General features: G+C 50.0%; 10 protein-coding genes and 1 pseudogene. 7 read left to right on the top strand and 4 right to left on the bottom strand.

Features of this window, described 5'->3' with window-relative positions; all coding sequences use genetic code 11:
• Positions 1-370: 370 nt before the first annotated feature.
• The 3 genes and pseudogenes from J4F31_05150 (at position 371) to J4F31_05160 (ending at position 2,611) form a co-directional block, all read left to right on the top strand.
• Positions 371-1,294 carry a hypothetical protein gene (locus J4F31_05150; protein MCE2495948.1) on the top strand — a complete coding sequence of 308 codons (924 nt, stop codon included), beginning with the start codon at positions 371-373 and terminating at the stop codon, positions 1,292-1,294.
• Positions 1,295-1,574: 280 nt separating this feature from the next.
• On the top strand, positions 1,575-1,760 hold the full coding sequence (locus tag J4F31_05155; protein MCE2495949.1) for a hypothetical protein: 186 nt from the start codon (positions 1,575-1,577) through the stop codon (positions 1,758-1,760).
• Positions 1,730-2,611 (top strand): annotated as a pseudogene (locus J4F31_05160) (IS3 family transposase). Before J4F31_05155 ends, J4F31_05160 begins: the two are co-directional and overlap by 31 nt.
• Before the next feature lie 346 nt (positions 2,612-2,957).
• Here the strand turns inward: J4F31_05160 and J4F31_05165 are convergent.
• From J4F31_05165 to J4F31_05175, 3 genes are read right to left on the bottom strand one after another with little or no spacing between them, the layout of a single operon-like run.
• Positions 2,958-4,772 carry a lysophospholipid acyltransferase family protein gene (locus J4F31_05165; GenBank protein MCE2495950.1) on the bottom strand — a complete coding sequence of 605 codons (1,815 nt, stop codon included), beginning with the start codon at positions 4,770-4,772 and terminating at the stop codon, positions 2,958-2,960.
• Complete coding sequence (locus J4F31_05170; protein MCE2495951.1) at positions 4,769-6,019, bottom strand: aspartate kinase; 1,251 nt, start codon at positions 6,017-6,019, stop codon at positions 4,769-4,771. The genes J4F31_05165 and J4F31_05170 overlap by 4 nt, the downstream gene beginning before the upstream one ends.
• Position 6,020: 1 nt before the next feature.
• Complete coding sequence (locus J4F31_05175) at positions 6,021-6,455, bottom strand: GNAT family N-acetyltransferase (protein MCE2495952.1); 435 nt, start codon at positions 6,453-6,455, stop codon at positions 6,021-6,023.
• Between the two features lie 122 nt (positions 6,456-6,577).
• On the opposite strand from J4F31_05175, the gene fbp reads away from it, so the two are divergent.
• The 4 genes from fbp to J4F31_05195 all read left to right on the top strand — a co-directional run bounded on the left by fbp (position 6,578) and on the right by J4F31_05195 (position 12,079).
• Positions 6,578-7,552, top strand: a complete 975-nt coding sequence (fbp, locus tag J4F31_05180; GenBank protein ID MCE2495953.1) for a class 1 fructose-bisphosphatase — start codon at positions 6,578-6,580, stop codon at positions 7,550-7,552.
• Between the two features lie 14 nt (positions 7,553-7,566).
• Positions 7,567-10,905, top strand: coding sequence for a transcription-repair coupling factor (mfd, locus tag J4F31_05185; protein ID MCE2495954.1), 3,339 nt, complete (start codon positions 7,567-7,569; stop codon positions 10,903-10,905).
• Between the two features lie 315 nt (positions 10,906-11,220).
• Positions 11,221-11,583 carry a diacylglycerol kinase family protein gene (locus J4F31_05190; protein ID MCE2495955.1) on the top strand — a complete coding sequence of 121 codons (363 nt, stop codon included), beginning with the start codon at positions 11,221-11,223 and terminating at the stop codon, positions 11,581-11,583.
• Between the two features lie 31 nt (positions 11,584-11,614).
• A complete protein-coding gene (locus J4F31_05195; GenBank protein MCE2495956.1) occupies positions 11,615-12,079 on the top strand; it encodes a GAF domain-containing protein in 465 nt (154 codons plus the stop codon).
• Here J4F31_05195 and J4F31_05200 read toward each other — a convergent pair.
• Positions 12,073-12,552 (bottom strand): MarR family transcriptional regulator, encoded by a 480-nt coding sequence (locus J4F31_05200; protein ID MCE2495957.1) that lies wholly within the window; start codon positions 12,550-12,552, stop codon positions 12,073-12,075. The genes J4F31_05195 and J4F31_05200 overlap by 7 nt on opposite strands.
• Between the last annotated feature and the right edge of the window lie 76 nt (positions 12,553-12,628).

The following is a 12,628-nucleotide window of genomic DNA, read 5'->3' on the forward strand; positions in this document are numbered from 1 at the left end:
CAAAACCTATATCGGCCTTATTCCTCTGTTCAGTCCTGTTAATTAAATAATGAAATTTAGAAAAGTCGAACTTAGGAACACTATACCCGTACGTTACCGGATTTCTCCATCCGCTCCATTTGGTCCACCGATGAACAGAGCTATGTAGCGGCATATGGTGGTATTTTTAAAGGGCCGGAATGGGAGTTATCGACCAACGACCTCATGGATACCAGTATCACTTACGCCAACGGAGAGCTCAATAGGGTACATGGAAAGCTATACGTATGCTTTGATGGCATAGCTGAGGTAACCGATTCCCCTATCACCATGATTAGAGGAGCCTCTACCGAATATCAATACCGCGCTCAAAGAATACGGTAAAGACATAATGGCCTTGCGAACCCGTGGCCCGGAACTTCTTAATCAGCAACTCGAAAGAAAACGGGTATTTATTGAGCATACCCCATTGGGTGATTTCGAGATTTGGAATAATCGCATGTTTGCCGGGACTCTGGATGGATTCGTCGTTCAAATGAACGAAAGAGGTAAACGTATTGATTCGGTGTTCACCGGAGTGGTTACCGACCTCTTTTTGTGGCGCGACACGTTAAGCGCAAGCACTCCGGACGGAATTGTTCGTTTAAATTCAAATCTCGAGATCGTCGAACGTATTGAGCACCCCGATGTGCTGCAGTCGGTTCAAATAGGTCGTTATTTAGTATTCTCAACCCTGAACGGACTATTTGCGTATGACCAAGGGCGCATAGTGACCTTGATCCCGAACGTCGAGTTCAATAAAAAAGCACTTTACCTATACGGGCATAACCTTTTCGCAGGCTCAGTTCAAGGACTCTATCAAATCAAGCGTTATTACCTCGAAGATGTTATTCTTCCCAACGCCAACCTGAACATCATCGACCCGGGACCCGACCGATCGTATTGGCCCATCGGAATCGGACTACTCCTGGCCCTTTTGCTCACCATAGCGATTCAAATGCCGCGATTCAGAAAAAAGGAGGAGCAATTTGTTCCTATCGAACCCTATAAAATGGAGTTTCTCAAAGAGCTGATTCTTGAAAATCCGAATATCCAGAGTGTGAACGATTTGGCCGAAAAACTCAACACCTCAACGGTACAGCTCAATCGAAAGCTCAAGAAACAGGGCACTACGCCGGGCAAGTTGATCAACAAGGTCAAGAAAGAGATTTCGCGAAGTCTGTACGAACAAGGAACCCCAGTAAAAGAAATTTCAAGGCGCGTGGGGTACTCAGAACGATACGTGAAGGAGAAGTTTTTGAGGGAGAGTTCTTGATACTCTCTTTGAGAGTTGAATGGTGGATTGGTTGAGTAGTTGATTGGTTTGTCTTGTCCTGAAATAGGTTGACACAAATTAAGTCAACCATGAAGGAAAGAAAAGAAGTTTATCCTATGGGCTTTCTCCTGCGTGTTGCCAGGGAGTATGTTGAAGGAGATCAGAGCAGTTGCCAATTGACCAGAAAGTACAATGTGAGCAAATCGATTGTATTGGTATGGGGGAAAAGTATGGAAAGCGTTTTTGCGAGAATCAGGTATCAAACCGTACCTTGGAACCTATGAAAGAGAAGGGAAAGTTCCGACGAGAAGGAGAGGATACTGCGGCGTACATACGCCGTTTGGAGTGCTCCTTGGAGGAAGCCCAGGACAAGGCTTATCTCTTACAGCGTGTCATCGAGCTCAGCGAAGAAGAGCTCGGTATTGAGCTGCCAAAAAAGTCTATTGCCAAGTCGTTCAAGAATTAAACGAGCGCAAGAGCGTTTCGTATGGATGTAGATTGCTTGGTATGAGCCGTCGGGCTTCTTACAAACATCTTCATAATCGTAAAGAGCGCGAAGAAGGCCATTTTAGGCTTCTTTATGCTGTACGGGAGTTGCGTAAGGCTCACCCGAGAATGGGAGCTCGCAAGCTGCGTAAGCCATTAATGGATCATCCTGATGTTATTGGAAGAGACCGGTTCATGCGGCTATTACGCGAACATGGACATTTGGTTCGTAGGAAACGCAATCCGGTTCGAACCACCAACTCTAATCACATTTACAAGCGTTATTCAAACCTCGTTAAAGGCATGGTCATAGACCGCCCTATGCGGGTATGGGTAAGTGATATCACCTATGTATACCTAGGCGGAAAGCATGCCTACTTGAGCCTGATCACCGATGCGTATTCGCGTAAGATCGTTGGGGCAAAACTGGCATCTACATTAGCGTCAAGACACACCTTGGATGCACTCAAAAGTGCTTTAATGGCGGAAGGCTCTCCTCAGTATCATCACTCCGATAGAGGAATCCAGTACTGCTGTCATGAGTATACAAACGAGTTAAAGAAGTACAATATTCAGATCAGCATGACCCAAACCGGAGATCCACTCGATAATGCCATCGCAGAACGAGTGAACGGCATCATCAAGAACGAATACTTGTACCCTTTTATTAAACGAAATCAAGACATCGACCGCTGTTTACTTCAGGCTCTTGAAGCCTACAACACAGTAAGACCACATATGTCTTGTAACATGGAAACACCACAACAAATCCATGAAGTGTTAACCCAAGTAAGGAATAGAAATCAAGTGTTAACTTACATCAGTCATTAAAGTCAAAAACTGTCAAACAAAATCAGGACGGGACAGTCCAAGTTCATGGTTCATGGTTCATGGGATTCAATAATGGAAGGTCCGTGGCCTCGGATATTAACCCGGGTATCATATAGTTGAATCAGTAACAATCGATAATTAATAGCACACGGATGCGAAATAGCCCCGGGCTTCAGCCCGGGGATTATTGGGAATTGAAAACGATACCCTCGGCCCCGGGTTTTAACCCGGGGGTTTTATAATTGAGTCAAGTATCAAGGACGGATGCGATTTAGCCCCGGGGATTATGAGGTATTTGATTTGAAAAATCGAAACCAACTAAGACCTCAACATTAAGACCTAAGAACTATTGTTTCCCTTCGTCCCGCTTCCTTTGCACAAACGCCTCGATCACCTTTTCATCGCCGATCTCTTCGATGACCTGATTCAAGGTCTCCATGGGCGTATCGAGCAGATCGAGGATCATAAGCCCATCCAGAGAGTTGTTGAATTTCGGATCCACATTGAATCCGATGATACGGGCATTCTGCTTGATGTACTTCTTCAGCAGAATCGGGAACCGCATGTTCCCGGGTTCCATCTCTTCTACGAGTCGATCGATGCGGTTCACATCGTCCTCACTTAAGTCGACCAACATACGATCGGCCTTGGTCAACCTCACCCGAAACGCCTTGCGCGGATGCACATGCCGGGCAATATCGTAGTCGTAGTAGTTCTTTTTGATGAATTCGATGATGAGCGACTTGCTGAACTTCGAGAAGTTGTTGCTGATGCTCACACACCCAATGAAATAGCGATACTGCGGATGTTTCAGGGCGGTTATAGTAAGGCCTTTCCAAAGCAAAAACAGCGGATACGGTTTCATCTGATACTCCTCCACGATAAAGGCTCGGCCGAGTTCAATAGTCTCGCGAAGTAGCGGAACTACGGGCTCATCGAGTCGAAACAGCGACTGAAAATAAAAGCCGCACTTGCCGTACAAATTCATGATATCGGCACCCATTCCGATCCTGTAGGCCCCAACGATCTTCTGAGCATCCTTGTCCCACAGCAGCATGTGCCGGTAATAAAGATCGAATTCGTCGACGTCGATCTCATTATTGGTTCCTTCGCCTACGGCGCGAAATGTAACTTCCCTCAAACGGCCAATTTCCTGCAAAAGCTTGGGTATCCGGCCGCGAGGCAGAATAAACAATTCGAAACTCCGAAAATCGAATTCGAAAAACTCTTCGCGCAAGCTATCGAGTTCGGCCTGAAGCTCTTTGGGGTCGACGGGGTCTATGACCGGCTTCACCTCTTCTTTACGGTGCGATATATGCAGCTTCGGAAAAAAGCGATTCACGCGCATGGCATTTCCCAAGGCGTAGGTCTTCATGCGCAAAAAACGGCCGTATTGGTCGATCTCTGCGAATTGCTCTTGCTGCTCCACGCTGATCGCGTGCCCAATGCGCACCGTGACGTGCCTGTTCTTTTTGGCTACTACCTCCGACGGCAACTTGGCCCTGCGCAGTACGGGGTGCAACATGCCGAGCAGGTGGAACATAAAACTGTTGGTGCCTCGAAAGTAAATCGGAATCACCGGCACCTTGGCGCGCTGGATGATCTTCAAGGCGGGCTCCTGCCAACGGCGATCGGTCACCGTACCTTTTTGAACCTTGTAGCTACTCACCTCTCCGGCCGGAAACATCCCTAAAGGTTTCCCCTCGGCCAAATGTTGCATCGTTGCTCGGAGTCCGCCCACATTCCCTTTGGACTCCTTGGCATTCTCGAACGGGTTCACCCCGATGAAGTTGGGCGCCAGCGGTTCTATGCGCTCGAGTAAAAAGTTCGCCATGACCTTGAAGTCGGATCGCCGAGCCGCGAGCAATTTGATTAAGATTATGCCGTCGATACCGCCAAAGGGGTGATTCGAAACGGTAATGAAAGGCCCTTCCTTCGGAATGCGCTTGAGCTCTTCTTCGGAGATCTCCACTTCGACTCCGAGCTTGTTCAACACGGCATCGACAAATTCTACAGCCGTAGGGGCATCGCTGAACTCGTCGTAGATCGCATTGACCTTATCGAGCTTGAGCAGCTCCATGATGAGTTCGGCCACACGCGGCATCCCCAGCTGCTTCAATCGGGTGAACTGGGCAAACTCTTCCGAATCTACTAAACTCATTTTTCGCTCAATAAAAGTTGTAAAGTTTCTCGCGTACGCTGCTCCAAATACACTTCACGCCCTTCTAAAAGGTGTTCCCAACGGTCGGCGTAATGCCTGACCGTATAAAGTGATAATCCGCCCGTAGGGCGCACATCGAAATGCTGTTGCAGTACTTCAACCAATTTAGGCAATTTAATGAGGTCACGGTCGGTCACTACCGAAAACGATACCGCACTATTCTGCATCATATTGACCCGAAAGCCAAATTTCGCCAGCAATTCAAAGATCAAACTCAGGTGCTGCTCCGCGATGAAACTGAGATCGCGAGCACTGATATTGATCAACACCTGGTCGTGCTTTACGATGTAGCTCGGCACGGCGGGTACCTGGGTGCTTCCGCTCTGAATCAAGGAGCCCGGCGCCTGCGGCGCGATGAACGACTTCACGCGCAAGGGGATGTTTTTTTCCTTGAGGGGCTGTATGGTCTTCGGGTGAATGACCTTGGCCCCGAAAAAGGCCAACTCAATAGCCTCAACGAACGACACTTCTTCCAATAGGGTGGATTCCGCAAACTCGTTTGGATCGGCGTTCATGAGTCCCGGAACGTCTTTCCAGATATTCACCTCTTCGGCATCGAGCAGGTGGGCGAATATGGCCGCCGAGTAATCCGATCCCTCGCGTCCCAAGGTCGTATTGAAGTTTTCGCTCGTACACCCAATAAACCCCTGACTCAGGTAGCGCTGCCCTTTCTTTACGTAACGACTCGCCTGCTGCTGACACAATGGCCAATCGATCCGGGCATCGCGGTGGCGATTGTCGGTCTTAATGACATCGCGGGCGTCGAGCCACTCGTGCCCCCAGCCCTGCTCCGACAAATACGCACTCAAAATGCGCGAACTAATGAGCTCGCCGTAACTAACGATTTGGTCGTAGTTGTAGTCGCACTCCTCGCGGGCCGGATCCTCAATGGTCCACTCCATTTCCACAAAAAGGTTGTTCACCTCATCGCGTACCGGATGACCTTTATCGAACAACTCATCGATCAACGCATCGTGTTGTTGCTTCGACTTCGCCATGAGCGCCATGGCCTTCTCCGTTTCACCAATGTAGTGTTGACCCACCACTTCTTCGAGTAAGTTGGTCGTTTTGCCCATGGCCGATACGATCACCACGGCATCGTCCTCAAATTCGGCAACGATATTCGCCACCCGACGAACGCCCTGTGCATCCGCAATCGATGCTCCTCCGAACTTATGTACCCTCATTCTATCTCTTTTTTGCCCATTCGCGAAGCTCTTCATTGGTCATCTTCCAAAGCTCCCGGCCCGAGTCGCCGGTGATTTCGAACCGCGAATAAAAACGCTTAGCCGGATCGTTCCACCCGAGCACCTCGAATTCCATTCGGCCCGCATCCCACTCGGCGGCTTTATCGAGCACTGCCTCAAAAAGCATGGCTCCAATGCCGCGACCGCGCATCGACTCGCGCACCACGATGTCTTCCAAATGCAAGGTGCGCCCCTTCCAGGTCGAATACCTCGGATAGTACATCGCCATGCCCACGACTTCTCTATCGACCTCGGCCACAAAGGCATCGAAATGCGGCTCGGGTCCGAATCCGTCCTCGGCCATCTGCTCCACCGTGACGGTATGCTGCTCTTCGGCCTTTTCGTAGATCGCCAATTCGCGAACCAAGGAGTGCATGGCGGGTATGTCGTGACGCTCCGCAATGCGTAATTTTACTTCAGAATGGTTCATGTCGAAGTAAAGGTACACATTGGTTTCGACCCTTTTTTCCGATATTTGCCCTAAAGCCACTACACATCATGGCGGTACAAACGCTGAGCGAATTCATCATTGAACGACAGGCCGAGCTTCCACACGCGACCGGCGAATTCACACGACTATTTGGAGACATTACCATCGCCGCTAAAGTGGTGAACCGAGAGGTCAACAAGGCCGGATTGGTCGATATTCTCGGAGCCGCTGGCAGCGGAAACATTCAAGGTGAAGAACAGCAAAAGCTCGATGTTTTTGCCAATACCCTGTTCATGGATCTGCTGCGCAATGGAGGCGAGTGTCGCGCTATCGCTTCAGAAGAGTACGACGACATCGTTGTGCTCGACGGTATTGCCGACGATGGAAAGTACTTGGTCTCCATTGATCCTCTCGATGGCTCCTCAAACATCGACGTGAACGTTTCTATCGGAACCATCTTCAGCATTTTCAGGAGAAAAAAATTCGAAGGACCCGTTACGGTCGATGAATTCTTTAGACCTGGAACGGAGCAAGTCGCTGCCGGATACGTTATCTACGGCTCTTCGACCATGCTGGTGTACACGAGTGGCAAAGGGGTGAACGGATTTACCTTGGACTCGTCGATCGGCGAGTTTTGCCTTTCGCATCCCAATATGAAGATCCCCGAAGACGGAAGCATTTACTCCATCAACGAAGGAAATCTCTTCAGTGCTCCAAAAGGCGTACAAGACTACGTGCACAAGTGTAAGGAACGCCAATACAGCGCGCGCTACATTGGCTCCTTGGTTGCCGATTTTCACCGCAACCTGCTCAAGGGTGGAATCTATATGTACCCTTCAACCGAAAAGGCCCCGAACGGAAAATTACGTTTGTTGTACGAGTGTTCTCCGCTGGCCTTTTTGATCGAACAAGCCGGTGGATATGCCTCTGACGGAAATCAACGCATCATGGAGATCGTTCCGACCGACCTCCACCAGCGCGTGCCATACTACGTGGGCTCTCCAAAAATGGTGGCCGAAGTTGAACAATTGATGGACGGCTGACTCAGTATAGGCCGATGAATCAACAGGAATTCACAAAACTTTACGAAAAAGACTTCGACGTTAAACGCATCGCCGTAAAACTCCACGAACCCGGAGTCCAACGCGTTCACTTGAAAGGACTAGCTGGATCGCTACCGGCCATTATCGCCGCTTCGGTATTTAAAAACTCAACGGTTCCGAACCTTTTCGTACTCAACGACAAAGAAGAAGCAGCTTATTTTCTCAACGACATTCAAAGCATCCTCGGCGAAAAAGACGTACTCTTTTTCCCGGGTAGCTATCGCCGTCCCTACCAAATCGAGGAAACCGAAAATGCCAACGTACTGCTACGCGCCGAGGTGTTGAACCGTCTTTCATCGAGGCGTAAACCCGCCGCGGTGGTGACCTATCCGGACGGACTCTTCGAAAAGGTGATCACCCGAAAGGAATTGTCGAAAAACACGCTCAAGATCTCGGAGAACGACGCCTTGAGCCCCGACTTCCTCAACGAAACGCTGAACGAATACCATTTTGAGCGGGTCGATTTCGTAACCGACCTCGGGCAATTCAGCATACGAGGAGGAATCGTCGACGTCTTCAGCTTCAGCAACGACATGCCCTACCGCATCGAGTTCTTCGGTGAGGAGGTCGACAGCATTCGCTCCTTCGATATCGAAACGCAGGTCAGTGAAAAACGGGTGAAATCGATCACCGTGGTGCCCAACGTGAGCGACAAAACCATGGTGGAACAGCGCGAGAGCTTTTTGCACTACCTCAGCAAAGAGACCGTAATTTGGACTAAAAGTGTCGAATTTGCCGGCGATCGGCTCAACAAAAATTTCGAGAAGGCCGAAGAAGCCTTTGCCGAATTGAGCACGGCGGTGAAACATCGAACGCCCACCGAATTATTCTTGAATAAGGCTGCCTTGCGGCACGAATTGGATGATTTCGATCTGATCGAATTTGGGCAGGGACTTGCCTATCCGGCCGCTGAGGCCGTAGACTTTAACAGTGTCCCACAACCCGCCTTTAACAAGAACTTTCAGCTGCTGGCCGAAAGTCTGCACAAGCACGATGAACAGGGGTACGAGAATTTGATCCTTTGCGCTTCGGCCAAACAGGTGGAGCGCTTTCACGATATTTTCGAGGACATCGATGCCGAGGCAAAGTTTACGCCCGTACTGTATACGCTGCACGAAGGGTTTATCGATCATGAGCGCAAGATCGTGTGCTATACCGATCGCCAAATCTTCGATCGCTACCACAAGTTCCGCCTCAAAACGGGATACGAGAAAAAGCAGGCCATTACGCTGAAAGAGCTGACCAGCCTGCAAGTGGGCGACTTTGTGACCCATATCGACCACGGTATCGGGACCTTTGGCGGACTCAAAAAGATCGATGTCAACGGCAAGCAGCAAGAGGCCATTAAGCTGATCTACAAGGACAACGACATTCTGTACATCAGCATCCACTCGCTGCACAAGATCAGCAAGTACAACGGCAAGGAAGGCACCATGCCGAAGATCCACAAATTGGGATCGGCTACCTGGGCCAAGACCAAGGCGAAGACCAAGAGCAAGGTCAAAAAGATCGCCTACGACCTCATTAAACTGTACGCCAAACGCAAGGAGCAAAAAGGCTTCGCCTGCGGGCCCGATAGCTACCTGCAGCTCGAGCTCGAAGCGTCGTTCTTGTACGAGGATACGCCTGATCAGGAGAAAGCCACCGAGGCCATCAAGGAGGACATGGAAAAGGAAATGCCCATGGACCGATTGGTGTGTGGCGATGTGGGCTTCGGGAAAACCGAGCTGGCGGTGCGCGCGGCCTTTAAGGCGGTCGATAACGGAAAGCAGGTTGCGGTGCTGGTACCGACGACCGTTTTGGCTTTCCAGCATTACAAAACCTTTACGGAGCAGTTGAAAGATTTCCCGGTGACCGTTGAATACATCAACCGGTTCCGCAGTACCAAGCAGCAACGCGAAACCTTGAAACGGCTCGAAGAAGGTAAGGTCGACATACTCATTGGAACGCATCGTATCGTCGGAAAGGACGTTAAGTGGAAAGACCTCGGGCTATTGGTGATCGACGAAGAGCAAAAGTTCGGAGTGGCCGTGAAGGACAAGCTCAAGACCATTCGGGTGAACGTAGACACGTTAACTTTGAGTGCCACACCGATTCCACGTACCATGCAGTTCTCGCTCGTGGGTGCCCGTGATCTCAGTGTATTGGCTACTCCACCCCCGAACCGCTATCCGGTACAGACCGAGGTGCGCGGATTCAACGAAGAAATGATTCGCGATGCTATTGCCTACGAGGTGAGTCGGGGTGGACAAGTATTCTTTGTGCACAACCGCATTGAAAATATTAGCGAAGTGGCCGGAATGATACAGCGGCTGGTACCCGATGTAAAGATCGGCGTGGCCCATGGACAAATGGAAGGCACCAAGCTCGAAAAGATCATGCTGGCCTTTATGGAGGGCGAATGCGACGTGTTGATCTCGACGACCATCATTGAATCGGGCCTCGATATTTCGAATGCCAACACCATCATCATCAACAACGCCAATTTCTTCGGTTTGAGCGACCTGCATCAAATGCGTGGACGCGTAGGTCGAAGCAATAAAAAGGCCTTTGCATACATGATCGCACCGCCCTACTCGGCCATGACCGAAGAAGCGCGGAAACGACTCAAGGCTCTGGAGCAGTTCAGCGACCTGGGCAGCGGTTTCAACATCGCCATGCGCGATCTCGAGATCCGCGGGGCTGGAGATCTGTTGGGAGCTGAGCAGAGTGGATTCATTGGCGACATCGGGTTCGAAATGTACCAAAAGATCCTCGGTGAGGCGCTTGCCGAGTTGAAGCAAGACGAATTCAAGGACCTCTACAAGGAAGAAGAGGACAAGATGAAGCACTTCTTGGCTGAAGAGACCTTGCTCGACACAGACCTCGAGATCTTGATTCCGGACGAGTACGTGAATAACATCGCGGAGCGCCTATCGCTCTATCGCAAATTGAACGACATCGAAACCGAGGAGCAGTTGAAGGAATTTGAGCAAAGACTGGTCGACCGCTTCGGGGAGATTCCTCCACCCGTTCACGATCTACTGGTGAGTGTCCGCCTCCGCTGGATCGGCCGCCAGCTCGGATTCGAAAAGCTGGTGCTCAAGTCGAACAAAATGATCGGCTATTTCATCAGCGACCAAAGCAGTCCATTCTACCAAAGTGCCACCTTTACGCAGATCTTGAACTACCTCAAAAACCACTACCGCACAGTGACCATGAAGGAGCGGAATAATCGACTCACACTAACCTTTCAGGGGATTTCGAACGTCGACGAGGCGATTGAGCAGTTGCGGGGGATATTGTCTGATTAGTTTTGAGTTCTTAGTTAGTTGGATAGCTGGATAGTTGGAATGAAGCGAACTAAGCACTCAACACGAATAACTGAGCACTAAAATGTCGTTTCCATAGGCGAAGGCGAGGAATGAGCGAAATTGCGTTTCGCGCAGCTAAAAAGAGCATGAAGCGAAATGATGAGCGGTTTTGCGGAAGCAAAATCGACATAGGGAACGCCATGATTATTAGGACACTTTTTGATCAAGCAAAAAGTGGCAAATAGAAAATTTGAATAAAGGAGAACTATCAGAAGTTGGAGAGATGTAAAACCTTGAAAGAAACCAATGCTCCGAATGAAAAGAGAGATTCAGTCTTTTAGAGCAGCGTTCAAAGGTCTACTTGAACTCTGGATCAAAGAACGCCACGGTCGTTTTCATTTGCTGGCGACGGTTCTCGCCCTCGCGGGCGGATTTGCATGCGGACTCCAAACATTCGAGTGGATCGCCGTGCTGTTGTGTATTGCCTTGGTCAACGGGCTCGAAGCGTTGAATTCTGCTCTGGAAAAAACGCTTGACCTCTTGCACCCAGATACGCATCCGGCCGTAGGCCGAGCAAAAGACCTGGCCGCCGGTGCCGTGCTGGTTGCAGCCATCGTTGCGGCCGTTGTGGGCCTGCTCGTATTTGGGCCTTATGTCACTGAGGCGATGGGATTATAATTTCGTAATTTCGCTATCTATTCAGCCGACTATGTTACAAGAAGCGAAGCATCAGGAGATACAACTCAAAGCTATTCAGATCATCGATAAAAATCTCAGCATGCGCGAAAAGCAGAAGGCTATTTGCACCTTGCTGCGGAGCGAGATCCGCCACTACGACTGGGTCGGTTTTTACATGAAGGATGCCGAAAAAGACGAGTTGGTACTGGGGCAATTCGAGGGGGAACCAACCGGGCATAAACGCATTCCGTTCGGAAAGGGTATTTGCGGTGAAGGGGCCATCCAAAAACGCACGATCAACGTGAGCGACGTGTCGGCGGTCGATAACTACATTGCTTGCAGTATCGAAACCAAGTCGGAACTGGTAGTTCCGATCATGGACGGAGATCGTTTCATCGGGCAAATCGACGTGGATTCGCACACGCCGAGCGCCTTCAACATTCGCGACGAGCGGCTGCTCGAAGCCATCTGCAAGCGACTGGCCGAGTATTACTGATCCTCCTCCGGAGTTTGACCGTACGCGGCGCGAACCGCATTCAAAGTTTCATTGAGTCGACGTAGATCCTCCTCGGGAATATCCTTGAGCACCTCGCTTTGTTCCGGGTGCTCTGCCGCTACCTGATCGAGCAGTGCCAAGCCTTTCTTAGTGATGAAAATATCGACCTGCCTACGATCGGTCTCGCAAAACTCGCGCGTGGCCAAATCCTTTTGAACCAGCTTGTCGACCAAGCGGCTCACATTACTCGATTTATCGAGCATTCGCTCATTCAATAGCTTCACCGTGGCCGGCTCACCCTTGCGTCCGCGCAGAATCCGCAGCACATTATACTGCTGGCGCGTAACACCGTACGATTTAAAAACCTGACTCTGCTTCAGGATCAAAAAATTGCCTGTATACACCAGATTTATGATGGCCTTCTCGTGCTCCGACTTGAACTTGGGCTGTTTAATGGCTTCTTCAATTCGCATTTTGCAAAAGTACGATATTTTTCAATGTACATACATTAGATACATTTGTGCCTACGGCACGTTTGGCACCTTCGCG

The sequence above is a fragment of the Flavobacteriales bacterium genome (genome assembly GCA_021296215.1).
Lineage (GTDB): Bacteria > Bacteroidota > Bacteroidia > Flavobacteriales > ECT2AJA-044 > ECT2AJA-044.